This is a genomic window from Streptomyces sp. NPDC048370, assembly GCF_043200825.1.
GTDB lineage: Bacteria > Actinomycetota > Actinomycetes > Streptomycetales > Streptomycetaceae > Streptomyces.
In genome coordinates, this window is the sequence record NZ_JBICYI010000003.1 from 503,111 (window position 1) to 523,960 (window position 20,850).

Annotated in this window: 21 protein-coding genes; 17 read left to right on the plus strand and 4 right to left on the minus strand. The window is 72.2% G+C overall.

Annotation, left to right across the window (positions count from 1 at the left end; all coding sequences use genetic code 11):
• The first annotated feature begins 24 nt into the window (after positions 1 to 24).
• The 15 genes from ACGFYP_RS09715 to ACGFYP_RS09785 all read left to right on the plus strand — a co-directional run bounded on the left by ACGFYP_RS09715 (position 25) and on the right by ACGFYP_RS09785 (position 16,435).
• A complete protein-coding gene (locus tag ACGFYP_RS09715; protein ID WP_393488494.1) occupies positions 25 to 1,788 on the plus strand; it encodes a spermidine synthase in 1,764 nt (587 codons plus the stop codon).
• Between the two features lie 58 nt (positions 1,789 to 1,846).
• Positions 1,847 to 2,806 (plus strand): SRPBCC family protein, encoded by a 960-nt coding sequence (locus ACGFYP_RS09720; protein WP_393488496.1) that lies wholly within the window; start codon positions 1,847 to 1,849, stop codon positions 2,804 to 2,806.
• Between the two features lie 20 nt (positions 2,807 to 2,826).
• Positions 2,827 to 3,627: an aldose 1-epimerase gene (locus ACGFYP_RS09725; RefSeq protein WP_393488498.1), complete on the plus strand. Its 801-nt coding sequence runs from the start codon at positions 2,827 to 2,829 to the stop codon at positions 3,625 to 3,627.
• 31 nt (positions 3,628 to 3,658) lie between these two features.
• Complete coding sequence (pyrE, locus tag ACGFYP_RS09730) at positions 3,659 to 4,207, plus strand: orotate phosphoribosyltransferase (protein WP_393488500.1); 549 nt, start codon at positions 3,659 to 3,661, stop codon at positions 4,205 to 4,207.
• A gap of 237 nt (positions 4,208 to 4,444) precedes the next feature.
• The gene (gene fbaA / locus ACGFYP_RS09735; RefSeq protein ID WP_361956889.1) at positions 4,445 to 5,467 is read left to right on the plus strand and encodes a class II fructose-bisphosphate aldolase; all 1,023 of its coding nucleotides are present in this window, start codon (positions 4,445 to 4,447) and stop codon (positions 5,465 to 5,467) included.
• Positions 5,468 to 5,613: 146 nt separating this feature from the next.
• Positions 5,614 to 6,783 (plus strand): MalY/PatB family protein, encoded by a 1,170-nt coding sequence (locus tag ACGFYP_RS09740; RefSeq protein ID WP_393488502.1) that lies wholly within the window; start codon positions 5,614 to 5,616, stop codon positions 6,781 to 6,783.
• A 69-nt stretch (positions 6,784 to 6,852) separates the two neighbouring features.
• Complete coding sequence (locus ACGFYP_RS09745; protein WP_393488504.1) at positions 6,853 to 8,346, plus strand: MFS transporter; 1,494 nt, start codon at positions 6,853 to 6,855, stop codon at positions 8,344 to 8,346.
• 25 nt (positions 8,347 to 8,371) lie between these two features.
• A complete protein-coding gene (locus ACGFYP_RS09750) occupies positions 8,372 to 8,785 on the plus strand; it encodes a DUF3151 domain-containing protein (RefSeq protein WP_393488509.1) in 414 nt (137 codons plus the stop codon).
• A 228-nt stretch (positions 8,786 to 9,013) separates the two neighbouring features.
• The gene (locus tag ACGFYP_RS09755) at positions 9,014 to 9,898 is read left to right on the plus strand and encodes a DUF3152 domain-containing protein (RefSeq protein WP_393488513.1); all 885 of its coding nucleotides are present in this window, start codon (positions 9,014 to 9,016) and stop codon (positions 9,896 to 9,898) included.
• Between the two features lie 113 nt (positions 9,899 to 10,011).
• The gene (locus ACGFYP_RS09760) at positions 10,012 to 10,860 is read left to right on the plus strand and encodes a tryptophan 2,3-dioxygenase family protein (protein ID WP_361956874.1); all 849 of its coding nucleotides are present in this window, start codon (positions 10,012 to 10,014) and stop codon (positions 10,858 to 10,860) included.
• On the plus strand, positions 10,853 to 12,067 hold the full coding sequence (gene kynU / locus ACGFYP_RS09765; protein WP_393488518.1) for a kynureninase: 1,215 nt from the start codon (positions 10,853 to 10,855) through the stop codon (positions 12,065 to 12,067). Before ACGFYP_RS09760 ends, kynU begins: the two co-directional genes overlap by 8 nt.
• 200 nt (positions 12,068 to 12,267) lie before the next feature.
• Complete coding sequence (locus ACGFYP_RS09770; RefSeq protein ID WP_393488522.1) at positions 12,268 to 13,137, plus strand: alpha/beta hydrolase family protein; 870 nt, start codon at positions 12,268 to 12,270, stop codon at positions 13,135 to 13,137.
• Positions 13,138 to 13,197: 60 nt separating this feature from the next.
• A complete protein-coding gene (locus tag ACGFYP_RS09775) occupies positions 13,198 to 14,544 on the plus strand; it encodes a sensor histidine kinase (protein WP_393488525.1) in 1,347 nt (448 codons plus the stop codon).
• Complete coding sequence (locus ACGFYP_RS09780) at positions 14,541 to 15,200, plus strand: response regulator (RefSeq protein ID WP_393488529.1); 660 nt, start codon at positions 14,541 to 14,543, stop codon at positions 15,198 to 15,200. Before ACGFYP_RS09775 ends, ACGFYP_RS09780 begins: the two co-directional genes overlap by 4 nt.
• Positions 15,201 to 15,232: 32 nt before the next feature.
• Complete coding sequence (locus ACGFYP_RS09785; protein WP_393488533.1) at positions 15,233 to 16,435, plus strand: cytochrome P450; 1,203 nt, start codon at positions 15,233 to 15,235, stop codon at positions 16,433 to 16,435.
• 99 nt (positions 16,436 to 16,534) lie between these two features.
• On the opposite strand, the gene ACGFYP_RS09790 is transcribed toward ACGFYP_RS09785, so the two are convergent.
• From ACGFYP_RS09790 to ACGFYP_RS09805, 4 genes are all read right to left on the minus strand, one after another.
• On the minus strand, positions 16,535 to 16,741 hold the full coding sequence (locus ACGFYP_RS09790; RefSeq protein WP_393488535.1) for a hypothetical protein: 207 nt from the start codon (positions 16,739 to 16,741) through the stop codon (positions 16,535 to 16,537).
• Positions 16,742 to 16,865: 124 nt separating this feature from the next.
• The gene (locus tag ACGFYP_RS09795) at positions 16,866 to 17,171 is read right to left on the minus strand and encodes a helix-turn-helix domain-containing protein (protein ID WP_393488538.1); all 306 of its coding nucleotides are present in this window, start codon (positions 17,169 to 17,171) and stop codon (positions 16,866 to 16,868) included.
• Positions 17,171 to 17,662: a DUF2975 domain-containing protein gene (locus ACGFYP_RS09800; RefSeq protein WP_393488542.1), complete on the minus strand. Its 492-nt coding sequence runs from the start codon at positions 17,660 to 17,662 to the stop codon at positions 17,171 to 17,173. Before ACGFYP_RS09800 ends, ACGFYP_RS09795 begins: the two co-directional genes overlap by 1 nt.
• Before the next feature lie 127 nt (positions 17,663 to 17,789).
• Entirely contained in the window at positions 17,790 to 18,596 is an 807-nt protein-coding gene (locus ACGFYP_RS09805; RefSeq protein WP_393488545.1) for a diacylglycerol kinase, read from the minus strand.
• A gap of 142 nt (positions 18,597 to 18,738) precedes the next feature.
• Between ACGFYP_RS09805 and ACGFYP_RS09810 the strand changes: the two genes are divergently transcribed.
• On the plus strand, positions 18,739 to 20,025 hold the full coding sequence (locus ACGFYP_RS09810; protein WP_361956839.1) for an adenylosuccinate synthase: 1,287 nt from the start codon (positions 18,739 to 18,741) through the stop codon (positions 20,023 to 20,025).
• Between the two features lie 145 nt (positions 20,026 to 20,170).
• Complete coding sequence (locus tag ACGFYP_RS09815; RefSeq protein ID WP_393488549.1) at positions 20,171 to 20,842, plus strand: VanZ family protein; 672 nt, start codon at positions 20,171 to 20,173, stop codon at positions 20,840 to 20,842.
• Positions 20,843 to 20,850 lie beyond the last annotated feature (8 nt).

Consider the following 20,850-nt stretch of genomic DNA (forward strand, 5'->3'; position numbering starts at 1 on the left):
GATGTGTGACGTAGCGTTACGAACATGATCGATCCGCCCCTGACGATGCCACCCAAGAGGGTGACGCGGCCGCCCGTGCGGCCGACCACGGTGCGGTATCCGGTCCTCGTCGTCGTCTTCGTCTGTGCCGCCTGCGGTCTCGTCTACGAACTGGAACTGGTCGCGCTCGCCTCGTACTTGATCGGCGACTCGGTCACCCAGGCCTCCGTCGTGCTCTCTTTGATGGTCTTCGCGATGGGCGTGGGCTCGCTGCTCGCCAAGCGGCTGCGCTGCCGTGCCGCCGTCGGCTTCGGCCTCGTCGAGGGCGCCCTCGCGCTGATCGGAGGCTGTTCCGCCCTCGTGCTGTACGCGGCCTTCGCCTGGCTGGGCGAGGCGCGGTACGTCGTGGTGGCGTTCTCACTCGCCATCGGCGTACTCATCGGGGCGGAGATTCCGCTCCTCCTGTCCCTGATCCAGCGCGCGGAGTCGTCACCTTCGCCGGGAGTGCGGGAGGGCGTTCTGGACGGCGTTCGGGAGGGCGGGCGCGACGGCGTGTGGGAGGGCGGGCGCGCGAAGGAGAGCGCCGCCGATCCGGCCGGGACCGTCGCCGACCTCTTCGCCGCCGACTACGTGGGCGCGCTGGTCGGCGGCCTCGCCTTTCCGTTCCTGCTGCTGCCCTGGCTCGGCCAGCTCACCGGCGCGCTCGTCACCGGCGGGGTGAACGCGGTGGCGGGCGGGGGCCTGGTGCTGTGGCTGTTCCGGCGCGACCTGACGGGCCGGTCCCGGGCGCTGCTCATCGGCATGAACGTGGCCGTCCTCGCCGTCCTCGCCACCGCCACCGTCCTCGTCGACGACTTCGAGGCGGCCGCGCGCCGCGCGGTGTACGGGGACGACGTGCGGGTCGCCGTCCGGACCGACCTCCAGGAAGTGGTGGTGACGGGGGAGCGCGGCAGCCCGCCGGACCTCTTCGTGGACGGACGGCTGCGGGCCGGCGGCGAGGACGCCTCGCGGTACCACGAGTCGCTGGTGCACCCCGCGATGAACGGGCCGCACGCGCGCGTGCTGATCTTCGGCGGCGGTGACGGCCTCGCCGCCCGCGAGGTGCTGCGCCACGCCGGGGTCCGCTCGGTCACCGTCGTGGAGATCGACCCCGGAGTCGTACGGCTCGCCAGGACGAACCCCGAACTCACCGCGCTCAACCGCCACGCCCTGCTCGACCCGCGCGTCCACGTCGCCTTCGCGGACGCGTTCCACTGGCTGCGGGGGGCGGCGGCGACGAGGCAGGAGGAGACGGTCGCGGGGCCGCGCGAGCGGTACGACGTGGTGATCTCCGACCTTCCCGACCCCGGGATCTCGGCCGGAGCGAAGCTGTACTCCGAGGAGTTCTACGGCCTCGCCTCCCGCGTCCTCGCCGACGAAGGGCGGCTCGTCGTCCACGCCGGCTCGGCCGCCGCCTCTCCCCGTACGTACTGGACCGTGGACTCCACCCTCCGCGCGGCCGGCTTCGCGACCCGCCCCTACAGCGCGCACGGCCGCGGGGCGCACGTCGCCGCGGGCCCCGACCGGGCCGACCGCTCGGGCGGTACGGACGCGGGGGCGGCGGACGCCGGGGCGGCCGACTGGGGGTACCTGCTCGCGACGGCGGGCACCTACCCGCCCGAGCTGGCCCTCCCCGCCGGCACGCCCCCGCTGCGGTCCCTGACGCCCGGCGCCCTGGCGACGGGAGCGCGGGCCGTCGAGCGCACCCGGGACGAGCGGGCCACCCCGCCGCCGCCGTCGACGCTGGTCCACCCGCGGTACGGCGGCTGAGACCGGGACCGGGACAAACAGGCGACGGCGGCGCCCGGGCTGAGTAGGCTCGGCTTCCATGGAGCATGAGGTGTTCGTTCCGGTACCGGCCGAGGTTCTCCGAGAGACCCTGACGGACCCCGCACGGGTGGCGCGCTGCGTCCCCGGCCTCCAGCAGGACGCCGACGCGGAGGCGGGTCCGCTCGCGGGCCGGCTGAGAATCCGGGCCGGCGGCCACACGATCACCTACCAGGGCGTGCTGCGGCTCGCCGAGAAGAGCGGGGTCGTCGCCGTCGAGGGCAAGGGCACCGAGGTCCGCGGCAAGGGTTCGGTGAGGCTCTCCCTGGCGATCGCGCTCACCCCGGTGGCCGACGGGACGACCCTCACCTTCACCGGCAGCGTGAAGCCGGTCGGCCGGCTCGCCGACCTTCCCGAGGAGGCGCGGGAGTCGGCGGCCCACCGGCTGATCGAGAAGTTCACGACGTCCCTGACGGCGGCCGTGAACGGGACGTCGAACGGGACCTCGGCGGGGACTCCGAACGGGCCTTCGGCCGGAACCGCGAACGGGGACGCGAACGGGACCGGCGCCCCTGAGGCCCAGGCCGCCGACGCCGAAGCGCCTCCCGCCCCCTCCCTCGACCCGGACCTCGATGTCGACGCCGAGGACGAGGACGAGGACGAGGCCGACAGTGACAGCGACGGGGTCGACGACGGTGTCGAGGAGCCCCACCGCCCGACCGTCTTCGAGACGCCCGTCCCCCCGCCCTCCCTCGACCCCTTCCAGGGCGGCGACTTCGAGGACGCGCCCGTCGAGTACCCCGCCGAACCCCCCGCCGCCGAGGCCGCCCACGCCCGACGGACGATGATCGGGCGGAGCGCCGAGGAGGTCGACCACGCGCCGCCGCGCGGCCGGTACGCGCCCGTCCCCGCCCCGGAGACCAGCTCGGCGGGCGCCACCCTGCGCTGGATCGCCCCCGCCGCCGCCCTCGCGATCGCCTCCGCGGTGGTCGTCGGCCGGGCGCTGCGCCGCCGACGCTGAACCCCGTCTACTGTCGGGGCGTGAGCAAGCAGACGCGACTGACGGCGGGCGACGCCGAGTTGACCATCAACCCCGACAACGGCTGCCGGATCGAGAGCCTGCGCATCGGCGGCACGGAGCTGCTGCGCCAGGGCGAGCGGTACGGCTGCTTCCCGATGGTGCCCTGGTGCGGTCGGATCGAGCTGGGGCAGTTCCGCGACGGCGGAGTGAAGCACCAGATGCCCCTCAACTCCCCGCCGCACGCCATCCACGGCACCGGCCGCGACGCCGTGTGGAAGGCCGCCCGGACGGCGGACGTCGACGGCGTGCGCACGGCGGCGTTCACGTACGAACTCGGGGACCCGTGGCCGTACTCCGGCCGGGTCACCCAGACCTTCGCGCTCACCGAGGACGCGCTCACGCTCCAGCTCGGAGTGGAGACGTACGCCGACTCCTTCCCGGCGCAGGCCGGCTGGCACCCCTGGTTCAACCGGAGTCTCGACGGCGGCGCTCCCGCACGCCTCGACTTCACACCCGAGTGGCAGGAGGAGCGCGGCGAGGACCATCTCCCCACCGGACGGCGGATCGGCCCGACCCCCGGCCCCTGGGACGACTGCTTCGGGATGCCGGGCGGTGTCGACGTCACGCTCACCTGGCCGGAGCAGCTGGAGCTGAAGGTGACGAGCCGCGCCGAGTGGGTCGTCGTCTACGACGAGCAGGAGGCGGCGGTCTGCGTCGAGCCGCAGTCCGGCCCCCCGAACGGCCTGAACACGCTCCCGCGGTACGTGACCCCGATCGAGCCGCTGGAGATCGCGGCCACGTGGGCCTGGCGGCGGCTCTAGGGGATGTCGGGCGGGCTTTAAGCTCGTGGGCATGACTGACGTACGCGCTGACCTGCTCCAGCAGATCAAGGACAAGGCCGTGGTGCACGGCAAGGTGACCCTCTCCTCGGGTCTGGAGGCCGACTACTACGTCGACCTGCGCCGGATCACGCTGGACGGCGCCGCCTCTCCGCTCGTCGGTCAGGTCATGCTCGACCTGACCGCCGACCTGGAGTTCGACGCCGTGGGCGGCCTGACGCTCGGCGCCGACCCGGTTGCGACCGCGATGCTGCACGCCTCCGCCGCCAAGGGGAAGCGCCTGGACGCCTTCGTCGTCCGTAAGGCCGCCAAGGCCCACGGGATGCAGCGCCAGGTCGAGGGCCCGGACATCAAGGGCCGCCGGGTCCTGATCGTCGAGGACACCTCCACCACCGGTGGCTCCCCGCTGACCGCCGTCGAGGCGGCGCGCGCGGCCGGCGCCGAGGTCGTCGCGGTCGCCACGATCGTGGACCGGGCGACGGGCGCCGGCGAGAAGATCAGCACCACGGCGGGCGTGCCGTACGTCTACGCGTTCGCGCTGGACGAGCTGGGTCTCGCCTGATCGACGCCGAGCGATCGCGCAGAGTGACCGAGGCAAAGTCGTGACTTAGGTCCCGCAGCCGCCCCGCGGCGGCGCTGACCTGGGGCTTTGAGTGGGGGCGGAGTGTTTCACGTGAAACGCTCCGCCCCTTCGTCCTGGTGTCCGCGGGAGAGTCTGGAAAGATGGGCCCCGACGATGACGTCGCCCCAGGTCAGGGTCAAGTAACGCACCCACCCGCACATCACAAGGAGCGGACGAATGCCCATCGCAACCCCCGAGGTCTACAACGAGATGCTCGACCGGGCGAAGGCAGGCAAGTTCGCCTACCCGGCCATCAACGTGACCTCCTCCCAGACCCTGCACGCCGCGCTGCGCGGCTTCGCGGAGGCCGAGAGCGACGGCATCATCCAGATCTCGACCGGTGGCGCCGAGTTCCTGGGCGGCCAGCACAACAAGGACATGGTCACGGGCGCCGTCGCCCTGGCGGAGTTCGCGCACATCGTCGCCGCCAAATACGACATCACGGTCGCGCTGCACACCGACCACTGCCCGAAGGACAAGCTGGACGGCTACGTCCGCCCGCTGCTCGACATCTCCGCCGAGCGCGTCAAGGCCGGTCGCAACCCGCTCTTCCAGTCGCACATGTGGGACGGCTCCGCCGAGACCCTCGCCGACAACCTGGCCATCGGCCAGGAGCTGCTCGCCAAGGCCGCCGCCGCCAAGATCATCCTTGAGGTCGAGATCACCCCGACCGGTGGCGAGGAGGACGGCGTCACCCACGAGATCAACGACGAGCTGTACACCACGGTCGACGACGCGATCCGTACCGCCGAGGCCCTGGGCCTGGGCGAGAAGGGCCGCTACCTGCTGGCCGCCTCCTTCGGCAACGTGCACGGCGTCTACAAGCCGGGCAACGTCGTCCTCCGCCCCGAGCTGCTCAAGGACCTCCAGGCGGGCGTCGCCGAGCGCTTCGGCAAGGCCAACCCGTTCGACTTCGTCTTCCACGGCGGCTCCGGCTCGACCGCCGAGGAGATCGCCACCGCGCTGGAGAACGGCGTCGTGAAGATGAACCTCGACACCGACACCCAGTACGCCTTCACGCGTCCGGTCGTGGACCACATGTTCCGCAACTACGACGGCGTCCTGAAGGTCGACGGCGAGGTCGGCAAGAAGTCCACCTACGACCCGCGCACCTGGGGCAAGCTCGCCGAGGCCGGCATGGCCGTGCGTGTGACCGAGGCGTGTGCCGCGCTGCGCTCGACCGGCACGAAGCTGAAGTAAGCGGTACGGAGTAAGCGGTACGGAACGAACGAAGGGCCCGGCACCTGGTGGTGTCGGGCCCTTCGCATCTCCCGCATCTCCCGTATCTCCCGCACCCCCCGCACCCCCCGCATCCCGCACATCCCGCACATCCCCAGGAGGCCTGAGTGACGACGACGTACGACTTCGACCGTGAGATACCCCGGCAGGGCACCTGGTCGGTCCAGTGGGACGGCATCGCGGACCGCTTCGGGGTGTCCGACCTGCTCCCGTTCACCATCTCCGACATGGACTTCGCCTCCCCGCCGGAGGTCCTGAGCGCGCTGAAGGAGCGAGTCGATCACGGGGTGTTCGGCTACACGGACTGGCGGCTCGGCGAGTTCCGGACGGCGATACGGGACTGGTACGCGACCCGGCACGACACCGCGCTCGACATCGAGACGCTGGTCTACGCGCCGTCCGTCCTGAGCCAGCTCTCGCAGCTCCTCCAGATGTGGACCGAGCCCGGCGACGGGGTGGTCGTACACACGCCGACGTACGACGGCTTCCGCAAGGCGATCACGGGTCTGGGGCGCGAGCTGCGGGGCGTACCGGTCGGGGACCTCGGGGCGCTGGACGCGGAGCTCGCGCGGCCGGACAGCCGGATGCTGCTGCTCTGCTCGCCGCACAACCCGACGGGCCGGGTCTGGCGGGAGGAGGAGCTCGCGGAGTTCGCACGCCTCGCCGAGCGCCACGGGGTCGCGGTCGTCAGCGACGAGATCCACGCGGACCTGGTGACCGACGGCCACCGCCACCTCCCATGGCTCCGCTTCGCGGAGCCGGGGCGGGGCCGCCGGTGGGCGCTGATCACCTCAGGCACCAAGTCCTTCAACTTCCCGGCGCTGAGCGGCTCGTACGGGGTCATCGGCGACCCGGACGAGCGGGAGGAGTTCATCCGCCGGATGCAGACGGGCGAGGGCCTCGCCTCCCCGGCGGTCCTCTCGCTGACCGCCCACATCGCCGCGTACCGGCACGGCGGGGCATGGCTGGACGAGCTGAGGGCGTACGTGGCGGGCACGATGCGGATGGTCGAGGAGCGGCTCCGGGACGGCCTGCCGGGCGTCACCTGGACGCCCCCGGAGGCCGGCTACCTGGCCTGGATCGACCTGCGCCCGCTCGGCATCGACGACACCGTGCTCCAGCTCGACCTGGTGGAGACCGAGAAGGTCGCGATCATGCCGGGCACCGTCTACGGTCAGCCCGGCTTCGTCCGACTGAACGTCGGCTGCCCGAGGAAGAAGGCGGCGCGCGGGGTGGAGGCGCTGGTACGCGCGGCCACCAGGCTTCGGGTGGCCTGAGGCAATCAGGGCCTCGCGGGGGCGGCACCGGACGTGCACGGCGCCGCCCCCGCGAGGACCATGGCAGGCATGGATATCCGGCTGAGTTCCGGGACCGGGCGGTGGATCGTCTTCACCACCGTGCTCGGCTCGGGGATGGCGCTGCTCGACTCCACCGTCGTCAACGTCGCCCTGCCCCACATCGGCGAGGACCTCGACGCCGACATGGCCGTGCTCCAGTGGACCGTCAACGCCTACATGCTCACCCTCGCCGGGCTGATCCTGCTCGGTGGGGCGCTCGGCGACCGGTACGGGCGGCGGCGCGTGTTCGTCGTCGGGATCGTGTGGTTCGCCGTCGCCTCGCTGCTGTGCGGGCTCGCGCCGAACGCCGGGGTGCTGATCGCCGCCCGCGCCCTCCAGGGCGTCGGCGGCGCCCTGCTCACCCCGGGCTCGCTCGCGCTGATCCAGGCGAGCTTCCACCCGGACGACCGGGCCAAGGCCGTCGGGCTCTGGTCCGGTTTCGGCGGGGTCGGCGCGGCGATCGGGCCGTTCGTCGGCGGCTGGCTGGTCGACGGGCCGGGCTGGCGGTGGGTGTTCCTGCTGAACGTGCCGTTGGCCGCGCTGTGCGTGCCGGTCGCGCTGCGCCATGTGCCCGAGTCGCGCGACGAGTCCGCCCACGGCCGCTTCGACGTCCTGGGCGCCTTCCTGGGGGCGGCCGCGCTCGCCCTCGTGACGTACGCGCTGATCGCGGAGGCGTGGTGGGCGGCCGGGCTCGGGGTCGTCGTCGGGGCGGCGTTCGTCGTCCTGGAGCGGCGCAGGCCCGAGCCGATGGTGCCGCCGTCGATCTTCGCGTCGCGGCAGTTCACGGTGGTCAACCTGGTGACGCTGTGCGTGTACGCGGCGCTCGGCGGCTTCTTCTTCCTGGCCGCCCTCCAGCTCCAGGTGGTCTCCGGCTACTCCGCGCTCGCGGCGGGGACCGCCATGCTGCCGACGACCGTGCTGATGCTGCTCCTCTCGGCGAAGTCGGGCGAGCTGGGGGAGAAGATCGGGCCTCGGATCCCGCTGACCGTGGGGCCGCTGTTGTGCGCGGTGGGGATGGTCCTGATGCTGCGGGTCGGTGAGGACGCCCATTACGTGCAGGACGTCCTGCCGGCGATGGCCGTGCTCGGTCTCGGTCTGACCGTCCTGGTTGCCCCGCTGACCGCGACCGTCCTGGCCTCGGTGGACGTGGCGCGGGCGGGTCTGGCGAGCGGGATCAACAACGCGGCGGCGCGGGCGGCCGGCCTCCTCGCGGTGGCGGCGCTGCCGGCGCTCGCCGGGATGGGGCCGGAGGCGTACCGCTCGGCGGAGGAGTTCGGGGAGACGTTCCGGCGGGCGATGCCGATGTGCGCGGGGCTGATGGTGGCGGGGGCGGTCCTGGCCTTCGCGACCGTGCGGAAACCGGTCGGCGAGGCGGACTGCCACCCGGAGTGCAAGGTCCACTGCGGGGTGACGTCGCCCCCGCTGGACCCGGGGGAACGCGCGGCCGAGGGCGGAGGCGGCGGGCCCGCCCCCGACGGGCGTTCGAGCCCGGGAGATCGATGACGGTCCGCTGAGGCAGACTTGCCCCATGGCCATCCACGAGAACCTGCTGGGGGGACCGCCCCCCACCCACCTGCCCGACGATCCTGAGCCGCGCGAGCTGCTCGCGGCCGGCACGGCGCCGGCGGACGTCGCCGCGAAGTACCCGACGTCCTCGCTGGCCTGGGCCCAGCTCGCCGACGAGGCGTTCGAGCGCGGGCGCGTCGTCGAGTCGTACGCGTACGCCCGTACCGGCTACCACCGCGGCCTGGACGCGCTGCGCCGCAGCGGCTGGAAGGGCCACGGCCCGGTGCCGTGGGAGCACGAGCCGAACCGCGGCTTCCTGCGGGCCCTGCACGCGCTGGCGCGGGCGGCAGGGGAGATCGGCGAGAAGGACGAGTACGAGCGCTGCTCGACGTTCCTGCGGGACTCCTCGGAGACGGCCGCCGAGACCCTCGGCTGACCTACGAGGACTACGCACAACGCACAACGCACAACGCACAACGGTCGACGCACGACGGTCGACGCACAACGCACGACGCGCCGCGTGGCCCCCGGGTCGCGCGGCGCGTTCGTTCGATCGTGTTCGAAGGTGCCGGTACGATCCTTCGGACCGTTGTAGCGAGAGCAGCCGGCATAGAGGCCCCCACCCTCTTCCCCCCAACCGGCCGACGCAGGGGAGAAGTCTGTCTTGGGCAAGCGCGCCGCAGCACCCGCGGGCCGGAGACGCACGCAGAGCCGACGTCGCGGCCGGGGCCGGTCCAGGCGGAGCCCCATAGGTCGCCTCGTCCTGCCGACGCTCGCGCTCGTCACCCTCGCCCTCGGCGGCGGCGCCGCCCTCGCCCACTACAACAGCGGCGCGGAGACCGGACCCGTCGACACCGCGGCCGTCCTCCCGACGGGCGAGCCGACCACGGCGATCCCCACCACGCCCAAGGCGACGACCCCGACCCCGGCGCCGACCACCGCCAAGCCGAAGCCGAAGCCCAAGCCCCCGAAGCCGAAGGTGCCCGAAAGCGGCGCCGGTACCTTCACCGCGGCCCAGTCCTCCGGCGCGGCCGTCGGCACCGGCGGCACCCTGCGCCGCTACCGCGTCCAGGTCGAGGACGGCATCGACCTCTCCGCCCGTGAGGCGGCCGCGGAGATCGAGCGGATCCTGGCCCACCCGCGCGGCTGGGCCGCGCACGGCCGGGGCCGGTTCCAGCTGGTCACCGAGAACGCCGATTTCGTCATCCGGATCGCCACCCCTGACACCGCCGACAAGCTCTGTCTCGCCGTGGGCCTCAACACCCACGGGGAGCTCAACTGCGAGACCACCCAGGGCGTCGTGGTGAACCTGAAGCGCTGGCTGCTGGGCTCGCCGACGTTCACCGGCACGCCCGCCGAGTACCGGCATCTGATCATCAACCACGAGGTCGGGCACGAGATCGGGATCCGGACGCACATGACCTGTCCGGGCGAAGGGAAGCTCGCCCCGGTGATGATGCAGCAGATCAAGGGGCTCAAGGGCTGCCGTTCGAACGCATATCCGTATGACGAAGATGGGAGCTACATCCAGGGGCCGATCGTGCCATGATGCGCATGGGACCGCGCGCGACGAGGCGGGCGGGCCCGAGGGGACCGGGGCTCCACTTTCTCTCACGGAAGGAGCGGACCGCTACCCGGTAGTTGCGTATCGAGGAGACAGAAATGTCCACCTTCCCCGATGCCTCCGGAGCCGGATCGGTCGACGCACCGAACCTCGACTTCGCGGGCACGACGCCGTACGAGGACTACGTACAGGCGGACGTACTCACCCACCTCCAGCACCTCCGCTCCGATGATCCGGGCGAGATGGTCTTCCTGGTCACCACCCAGGTCATGGAGCTGTGGTTCACCGTCATCGTCCACGAGTGGGAGACCGCGAGCCGCGCGCTGCGCGAGGACCGCGTCCCCGTGGCGATGGACGCGCTCAAGCGCTCCGTGCGCGAGCTGGAGGCGCTGAACCAGTCCTGGCGGCCGCTGGCCCAGCTCACCCCGGCGCAGTTCAACTCCTACCGCGCGGCCCTCGGCGAGGGTTCCGGCTTCCAGTCGGCGATGTACCGGCGGATGGAGTTCCTGCTCGGCGAGAAGTCCGCGTCGATGCTGGTGCCGCACCGCGGGGCGCCCCGGGTCCACGCGGAGCTGGAGAAGGCGCTGCAGGAGCCGAGCCTGTACGACGAGGTCCTCAGGCTCCTCGCCCGGCGCGGGCTGCCCGTGCCGGACGCGGTGCTCGCCCGGGACCTGGCGAAGAAGTACGAGCCCTCGACCGAGATCGAGGAGATCTGGGCCGGGATATACGCCGACGCCGACCAGAACGCCGAACTCGTCCGGCTGGGCGAGGCGCTGAGCGACGTCGCCGAGCTGATCTGGCGATGGCGCAACGACCACCTCGTCGCCACCCGGCGGGCCATGGGCTCCAAGACGGGCACCGGCGGCTCCGCGGGCGTGGCGTGGCTGGAGAAGCGGGCGCAGAAGAACGTCTTCCCCGAGCTGTGGACGGCGCGCAGCCGTGTCTGAGTCCTTGCGCGAGAACGCGCTCCACAGGGACGCGGACGACCCGCTGGCGAAGTTCCGTGAGCGGTTCGTCCTGGACGAGGCGACGGTCTACCTGGACGGGAACTCGCTGGGCGCGCTGCCCGCGCACGTGCCCGACCGGATGGCCGACGTCATCACCCGCGAGTGGGGGCGGCTGCGGATCCGCTCCTGGGACGAGAGCGGCTGGTGGACCGCGCCCGAGCGGATCGGCGACCGGATCGCCCCGCTCGTCGGCGCCGCCCCCGGCCGGATCGTGGTCTCCGACTCGACCAGCGTGAACGTCTTCAAGGCCGTCGTCGCCGCCACCCGGCTGAGCACCGACGACCGGGACGAGATCCTCGTCGACGCCACGACGTTTCCCACGGACGGGTACATCGCGGAGTCCGCGGCCCGGATGACCGGCCGCCGGATTGTGCCCGTCGACCCGGCGGGCATCGCGGCCGCGGCGGGCCCGCGCACGGCCGCCGCGCTCGTCAACCACGTCGACTTCCGTACCGGTCGACTCCACGACCTGCCGGGGATCACGGCCGCGCTGCACGCGGCGGGCGCCCTCGCGGTCTGGGACCTGTGCCACAGCGCGGGCGCGCTGCCGGTCGGCCTGGAGGAGCACGGCGTCGACCTGGCGGTCGGCTGCACGTACAAGTACCTCAACGGCGGCCCCGGTTCGCCCGCGTACCTGTACGTCGCCGAGCGCCACCAGGCCGCCTTCGACTCCCCGCTGCCGGGCTGGAACTCGCACGCCGACCCGTTCGGGATGACCCCGGGCTACGAGGCGGCAAAGGGCGCGGTCAGGGGCCGGGTCGGTACGCCGGACATCCTGTCCCTCCTCGCCCTGGAGTCGGCGCTCGACGTCTGGGACGGCGTCGCCATCGAGGACGTACGGGCCAAGTCCCTCGCCCTCACGGACTTCTTCGAGGAGTGCGTGGCGGCGTACGTGCCGGCCGGCCGGGTCGAGTCCGTCACGCCCCGGGCGCACGGCGAGCGCGGCAGCCAGGTCGCGCTGCGGTGCGCCGAGGCGCCCGCCGTCATGGCGGAGTTGATCCGGCGCGGGGTGGTGGGCGATCTGCGCCGCCCGGACGTGCTCCGGTTCGGCTTCACACCGCTGTACGTCGGCTTCGCGGACGCGGAGCGGGCGGCGCGGATCCTGGCGGAGGTCCTCGCGGACGTTCCGGCGGGCGTACCCGCCTAGGCGCCCCGCCCGGGCACCTGCCTGGGCGCCCTGCCTGGGAGCTGCCCGGGCAGCCGCCCAGGTACCTGTCGGGAGCGGGTCCGACCTCGTCGTCCGAGGTCGGACGGTCCGATGATCGCTTGATCTGTGGGGGCGTCAGTGCTGATACGGTCCCCGCAGGTCAGGCCAATTCGGCCCCGTCCCCGAGAGGTTGGAACAGCATGCCGGACCCCGCCGCGCGCGACGCCGCCGAAGAAGCGTCGGCGTTCTCGCACCCGGCCGTCGCCCCGGACGCGTCCGCCGCGTACGGCGATCACCCCGACCAGGTCGTCGACTTCTACGCGCCGCGTGACGGCCGCGAGCGGGCGCCGCTCGTCGTCGCGCTGCACGGCGGTGCCTGGCGGGCGCCGTACGACCGGCAGCATCTGACCCCTTTCGTGGACTTTCTCGCCCGCCGGGGGTTCGCGGTCGCCAACGTCGAGTACCGGCGGGGCGGCACCATCCCCCGGCAGGGCGGTACGGGACCGGTCGCCGGCCGCTGGCCGGAGACCTTCGACGACGTGGCCGCCGCCCTCGACGCCGTACCGAGGCTGGCCGCCGAGCACCTTCCGCAGGCCGACCCGCGCCGGATCGTGCTCACCGGCCACTCCGCCGGCGGCCACCTCGCCCTCTGGGCGGCCGCCCGGCACGTCCTCGCCCCCGACGCGCCCTGGCACCTCCCCGCGCCGCCCGCGCTGCGCGGGGTGGTGGCGCTGGCCCCCATCGCGCACTTCGACCGGGCCGTGGAGCTCGGGGTGTGCGGTGGGGCGGTGACCGAACTGCTCGGCGGTGAGGGCGAGTTCGACGTACGGGCCCGGCACGCCGACCCGGCCCTGCTGCTGCCGACCGGGATCGCGACGGCGATCGTCCAGGGCCGCGACGACGTCGTCGTCCCGCAGGCCGTCGCCGACGCCTATGTGGAGGCGGCGGCGAAGGCGGGCGAGACGGTCGGTCTCACGCTCCTCCCGGACGTCGGCCACTTCCCCCTGATCGACCCGGCGGCCGACGCCTGCGCGGTGGTCGCGGAGGAGATCGCCCAGCTGGCGTTCTGACCACGGAAGACGGTGCACGGCCGCGTAGTACTTGGGACGGACGCGGGAGGATCCGCCGTCATGGTGACGACCGCGTCCGGCGCCCCCCGTACCGTTGCAGACGTGACAGAAACCCGTGAAACGAGCCGTGCCCCCGAGTTCCGCCTGGCCCAGGGCGCGCTCGGCGGGCTGCGCCAGGACCTCATCCACAACGCCTTCGACTACCGGCCGCTGCCCCCGATGGCGGTCGAAGGACCGGTGACCCGGCGCCTGCCGGAGCGGATACGCGAGATGGCCCGCTGGACCCCGCACGCGATCGTGGTCGGCTTCGCCTTCTTCCTCTTCGCGGTGGGGACGACCGTCACGTCCGGCCAGGGCCTCTTCGTCGTCGTGTACGCGGGGCTGCCCGCCCTGGTCGTGCTGCTGACCCTGGTCCGCCCGGTCCTCGCGTTCTGGGCGTCGCTGGCCATCACGCCCTTCGTCACCGTCCTCGGCTCGTTCGGCGACGGCTGGCCGTGGGGTCCGACCTCGGGCACGGCCCACGTGGTGGTCATGACGGTGGTGGCCGCCCGGACCCGGCCCCGTACCGCCGCCTGGATGTGGGCGGTCTCCGCCGTCTACGCCTTCCTCGCCACCGGTCTCCTCGCCCGGGGCACCGGTCCCGAAGCCTTCGCCGTCCTCTTCCCCTCCGCGCTCGCGCTCCTCGTCGTGACCGTCTTCCAGGTCCGCCGCCAGGCCACGCAGGAGGTCACCGCCCAGCTGACCGTGACGGCCGTGGAACGCTCCAAGAGGACCCTCCTCGAAGAGCGCACCACCATCGCCCGCGAGCTCCACGACGTCGTCGCCCACCACATGTCGGTGGTCGCCATCCAGGCGGAGGCCGCGCCCTACCGCGTCGAGAACCCGCCGCCGGAGCTGGAGCAGGCCTTCGTCACCATCCGCGAGAACGCGGTCGCCGCCCTGACCGAGCTGCGGCGCGTCCTCGGTGTCGTACGGGCGGAGGACTACGAGGCCCCCGACGCCCCGCAGCCCACGCTCGCCGACCTCGACGGTCTCGTCGGCAACGTCCGCGAGGCCGGGCTCGACGTGGAGAAGACCGTCACCGGCGCGGTGCGGGAGCTGCCGCAGGGCGTGGAGCTCTCGGCGTACCGGATCATCCAGGAGGCGCTCTCCAACGTGCTGCGGCACGCGCCGGGTGCGGGGGCCAAGGTCGAGGTGTCGTACGTCCTCGGCGGCCTCGGTCTGCGGATCGTGAACGGGCCGGCGAGGGGACTCGTCAAGCCTTCCCCCGGGGCCGGTCACGGGCTGACCGGGATGCGCGAGCGGGTGACGATGCTGAACGGCGAGATGACGGCCGAGCCGACCGAGGACGGCGGCTTCGAGGTCACGGCGTTCGTCCCCGTGATCCGTGAGGAGGCGGACCAGTGATCCGGGTCCTGATCGTCGACGACCAGATGATGGTCCGCGAGGGCTTCTCGGTGCTGCTCGGCGCGATGCCGGACATCGAGGTGGTCGGCGAGGCCGTCAACGGTCGCGAGGCGATCGCCCAGGTCGCCGCCCTGCGCCCGGACGTGGTCCTGATGGACATCCGGATGCCGGAGCTGAACGGCATCGAGGCGACCCGCGAGATCGTGGCGGCGGACGCGGACGCGAAGGTCCTTGTCCTGACGACCTTCGACCTCGACGAGTACGTCTACCAGGCGCTGCGCGCCGGGGCCTCGGGCTTCCTCCTGAAGGACGCCTCCGCGCGGCAGCTGGCCGACGGGGTGCGGGTGGTCGCGGCCGGTGAGGCGCTGCTCGCGCCGACCGTGACGAAGCGGCTGATCACCGAGTTCGCGCGGGCGGCCGAGGCACCGAAGGTGCCGGCGCTCGCCCAGATCGGGGAGCTGACGGAGCGGGAGACGGAGGTCCTGGTGCTCATCGCGCAGGGCCTGTCGAACGCGGAGATCGCCGACCATCTGGTGGTGGCCGAGTCGACGATCAAGACGCATGTGAGCCGGATCCTGGTGAAGCTGGGGCTGCGGGACCGGACGCAGGCGGCGGTCTTCGCGTACGAGGCGAGACTGGTGCAGGTCGGAGGGTAGGACCGGTCCAGGTGGGCCGGTAGGTTCCGTCCATGGACGCTTCCTTCGATCCCTGGTCGCCGGCCTTCATCGCGGACCCGTACCCCGCCTACGCCGAGCTGCGGGCGGCGGGCCGCGCCCACTGGTACGGGCCGACCCGGCAGTGGCTGATCCCGCACCACGAGGACGTGTCGGCGCTCCTGCGGGACCGGCGCCTGGGCCGTACGTACACGCACCGCTTCACGCACGAGGAGTTCGGGCGTACGGCACCCCCTGCCGCGCACGAGCCGTTCCACACGCTCAACGACCACGGGCTGCTCGACCTGGAGGCCGGTGACCACACGCGGATCCGGCGCCTGGTGTCGAAGGCGTTCACCCCGCGCACGGTGGAGAATCTGGCGCCGACGGTACGGAGGCTGGCGGCGGAGCTGGTCGGCGGCCTGGTGGAGCGGGGCGGCGGCGACCTCCTCGCCGATGTCGCCGAACCCCTCCCGGTCGCGGTGATCGCGGAGATGCTGGGCGTGCCGGAGGAGGACGAGGAGCGGCGGATGCTGCGGCCGTGGTCGGCCGACATCTGCGGGATGTTCGAGCTGAACCCCTCGGAGGAGACGGCACGGCGGGCGGTGCGGGCGTCGCTGGACTTCTCGGCGTACCTGCGGGAGCTGATCGGGCGGCGGCGGAAGGACCCGGGGGAGGATCTGATCTCGGGCCTGGTGGGGGTGGAGGAGCTCACCGAGCAGGAGATGATCTCCACGTGCGTGCTGCTGCTCAACGCGGGGCACGAGGCGACGGTGAACACGACCGTCAACGGCTGGTGGACGCTGCTGCGGCACCCGGAGCAGCTGGCGGCGCTGCGCGCGGACCCGGCCGGACTGTTGTCCACAGCTGTGGAAGAAATCCTGCGCTACGACACGCCTCTGCAGATGTTCGAGCGGTGGGTCCTGGACGACATCGAGCTGGGTGACGTCAGGATCCCGCGCGGCTCGGAGGTGGCGCTCCTCTTCGGCTCGGCCAACCGCGACCCGGCCCGCTTCACGGACCCGGACGTCCTGGACCTCGCCCGCGCGGAGAACCCGCACATCACGTTCGGCGCGGGCATCCACTACTGCCTGGGCGCGCCGCTTGCCCGCATGGAACTGACCGCGCTCTTCGCGGAGTTGCTCACGTCCGCTCCGACCCTCCGCCTGGCGGCGGAACCCGAGTGGAACCCGGGGTACGTCATCAGGGGCGTCCCCGAACTGCTGGTGGAGCTGTAGAAACACGCGGGTAGCACCACGAGGGCCCCGTTTCCGGGGCCCTCTCGGTCATGCGGTCATGCGGTCATGCGGTCACGCGGTCAGGCCGTCACGAGGTGATCAGGTCACGTCGGCGCAGGCGCCACAGGCGTCGCCGTCAGGGCCGCCGCCACGGCGACGAGGGTGAGCGCCGGGGCCCACGCCATGTCCTGGCAGGAAGCCGAGCGACCAGCCGAGCACGGTCCCGCGCTGCAGCCGCCAGGCCGGCGCCCCCGCCGTGGCGAGCCGGCCCTCCGCCGGACCGGGGCGGGTCGGCAGGAAGCTCATGCCCACATCGCGCCGACCGGCGACGGACGGCGGAGACGGCGGAGTTCTTCGAGTTCCTCCAGAAGGAGATGCTGAGCCTGCTGGACCGCTGGCGGGACCACAAGGCGGCGAAGGGGTCCGAGGCCTAGGCCTCGGCCGGGGCGGAGGTCGAAGCGGCCGGCTCGCCCTCGGAGCCCGCGTCCCCGACCGCGTCCCCGACCGCGTCCTCGTCCCCGTCCTCGTCCTCGCCCGGCTCCCAGCGCAGCAGGTCGCCCGGCTGGCACTCCAGTACCTCGCAGAGCGCGGCGAGCGTCGTGAAGCGGACCGCCTTCGCCCGGCCGTTCTTGAGTACGGCCAGGTTGGCCGGGGTGATCCCGACGCGTTCCGCGAGCTCGCCCACGGACATCTTCCGGCGGGCCATCATCACGTCGATGTCGACGGCGATCGGCATCAGATCACCTCGTCCAGTTCGGCCCGCATCGCCGTCGCCTCGACGTCGCGCGCGACGGCCTGGGCGAGGAGCGTGCGCAGGACGAGCACGATCAGCGCGACGCCCAGGATGGCCAGGCCGATCCCGCCCATGATGACGGTGACGCCGGGGTCGTCACGCTGGCCCGGTGCGTTGAGGGCCGTGACCGCGAACCAGACGAGGGCGGCCGCCACGATCGCGCCGATCACGACGTCCACGTACCGGAAGGCGGTGTGGGAGAAGACGGTTCCGCGTCGCACCATCGTCACCAGCCGCCAGACGCAGACCAGGGCGACCTGGGCCGACATCAGGCCGAGGATCGTGAACACGCGCAGCGGGGTCAGCGGGAGGGACCCGTCCTCCGGGTCGTTCCCGCTGATCAACGTCCACACCATGAGTGCCTGCACGAGCACCGAGCCCGCGAGCACCACCGCGAGCACGGCGCGCAGCGCCAACACCGTCAGTCTTCCCATCGCCATCGCTCCTTCGATCGAGTCACGATGGGAATCTATTGAAAAACGATAGGTGTGGCAAGTGGGAAGGATCGGCCCGTCCTCGGGAAGGATCGGTCCGTCCTCACGTGACGGTGCCGCGCCACGGCTACGGCTTCGGCAGCGTCAGCCCCCAGGCGCCCTCCCGGACCGTCCACGTCCGCCGCCGGACCGGGCCCGAGACCACCGTGTCCGCGCGGTAGCGGAAGTCCGGGCCCGAGACCGTCAGGGTGCGGGCGTCGGCGTGGACGGGCGGCGCGGACGGGGGCTGGACCGTGATCACGGCCAGGCCGGCCAGGGACCGTACGCTCACCCCCTCCACCGGCGCGCCCACATCGCTGAGCAGAACGCCGTCCGCCTCCACCCGCAGCCGGTGGACGCGCGGCGCGATCTGCACGGGGGCCGGGTGCACCAGCGTGCGGACCAGGGAGCGGCAGGTGTCCCAGACGGTCGGCGCGGCCGGGGCCGGCACCACCGGGCTCCGCCCCGCCGGGATGCTCAGATCGCCCAGAACGACCCCGTCGCTGTCGTCGACGAGCAGGTCGAGCCGGTGCGCCACCCCGTCGAGCACCGCCCGCGCGGCCGCCACCGCGCCGCGCGGCACGCCGAGTGCGTACGCCACTTCCAGCGAGCCGGGCGCCCCGATCGGCACGAGGGACAGCGCGCCGTCCGCGAGCTCACGCTCCCGGTGCAGCAGCGTCACCGTGCGTAGCAGTGCGCGGTCGTCGCCGACCACCACCGGGCGCCGGGAGCCGCGCCGGGCAAGGGCCCGGGAGAATTCCTCCGGGCTGTCCGGAAGGCAGATCTTCGCCTCTGCTCCCGCACACAACACATCTTTCGCGATCCGTACGGACTCGCCGTCATTCCGGCGGGCGACCGGGTCGATGACCACCAGCAGCTGGTCGTGAGCCGACACCTCGGTCCTTCCTCGGGTAGCATCTTTGTGCAAGAGCCCCTTGCGCTATTGCGCCAGGGGCTTCGTCTATTCCGGGGCACACCGGTGAGGCGGCCTCGGCCCCTGACCTTGGACATGCCCCACCCGGAAGGGGTGTACGCCTGTGCCCGCACTTGTGCTGCTCGGTGCTCAGTGGGGTGACGAGGGCAAGGGAAAGGCCACCGACCTCCTCGGTGGATCCGTTGACTATGTAGTGCGTTACCAGGGCGGCAACAACGCCGGCCACACCGTCGTCGTCGGCGACCAGAAGTACGCGCTGCATCTTCTCCCTTCCGGAATCCTCTCCCCGGGGTGCACCCCGGTGATCGGAAACGGTGTCGTCGTCGACCCGGCGGTCCTGCTCTCCGAGCTGAGCGGACTGAACGAGCGAGGCGTGGACACGTCGAAGCTCCTGATCAGCGGCAACGCGCATCTGATCACTCCGTACAACGTCACCCTCGACAAGGTGACGGAACGGTTCCTCGGCAAGCGCAAGATCGGCACCACGGGACGCGGCATCGGCCCGACCTACGCCGACAAGATCAACCGCGTCGGCATCCGGGTCCAGGACCTGTACGACGAGTCGATCCTCACCCAGAAGGTGGAGGCGGCGCTGGAGGGCAAGAACCAGCTGCTCGCCAAGCTCTACAACCGCCGCGCGATCGACGCCGCCCAGATCGTCGAGGAGATGCTCCAGTACGCGGAGCAGATCAAGCCGTACGTCGCGGACACCACCCTGATCCTCAACAACGCGCTGGACGAGGACAAGGTCGTGCTCTTCGAGGGCGGTCAGGGCACGCTCCTGGACGTCGACCACGGCACGTACCCCTTCGTCACCTCCTCGAACCCGACCGCGGGCGGCGCCTGCACCGGCGCCGGCGTGGGCCCGACGAAGATCAGCCGGGTCATCGGCATCCTCAAGGCCTACACGACCCGTGTCGGCGCGGGCCCGTTCCCGACGGAGCTCTTCGACGCGGACGGCGAGGCGCTGCGCCGCATCGGTGGCGAGCGCGGTGTCACCACCGGCCGTGACCGTCGCTGCGGCTGGTTCGACGCGGTCATCGCGCGGTACGCGACCCGCGTGAACGGCCTGACGGACTTCTTCCTCACCAAGCTCGACGTGCTGACGGGCTGGGAGCAGATCCCGGTCTGCGTCGCGTACGAGATCGACGGCAAGCGCGTCGAGGAGCTGCCGTACTCGCAGACCGACTTCCACCACGCGAAGCCGATCTACGAGATGCTGCCGGGCTGGTCCGAGGACATCACCAAGGCCCAGACCTTCGCCGACCTGCCGAAGAACGCGCAGGCGTACGTGAAGGCCCTGGAGGAGATGTCGGGTGCTCCGATCTCCGCGATCGGCGTCGGCCCCGGCCGGACCGAGACGATCGAGATCAACTCGTTCCTGAAGTAGCTCCACCCGTAGCACCGCGCCGAGGGCCCGCACTCCGTACTCCGGGGTGCGGGCCCTCAGCCGTGCCCCGCAGGCATTCCGTGTATCGCGGGCGTATCGAAAACCGCATACGCCACCGCAACAGCCGTCCGTCTTGAGTGAGCGCATGAACCACACCCTCCGCACCCGCGTGCTCCTCGGTCTCGCGGTCCTCGGTCTGGCGGGCGCCTTGTTCGTCGTGCGCGGGCCGCTCATGATGTCCGCCCCGAGGTGCGTGGCCGGGCGGTGGCACGGCTGCCTCGACACCTTCAACGGTGTGGTGCTCATGACGTTGGTCACGCTGCCGCTGGCCGTGCTGGTGGCGTGGGCCCTGGCGCGCCGTCGGCGGGCCGCCGGTGTCCCGTCCGCGTGGCGGATGTCGCTGGCCGAGGTCGGCATCGTCCACGGGACGGTGCCGTTCGTGTGGATGACGATGATGCCGGGCGGCGGGGCCGGCATCGTTCCCGCCCGGGTGAGCCTGGTGCCGCTGCGGGACCTGGTCACGATGGGGCCACTCGGGATCGGCGGCAACCTGCTGGTCTTCGCGGCCCTCGGATTCTTCGCCCCGATACGGTTCGCGGCGCTGGCGTCCGTGCCGCGGATCCTGGCGCTCGGGGCGGGTTGCTCGGTCCTCGTCGAGCTCGCGCAGTACGTCCTGCAGCTCGACCGGGTGTCCTCCGTGGACGACGTCCTGGTCAACGCCACCGGCGCCGTACTGGCCGGCCTCGCGTCGCGCCGCTGGTGGCGCACGACGGCCGAGGAGCCTTTGCATACGCCGGCGATATGCCGCGCTGCTTAGGCTTCCGC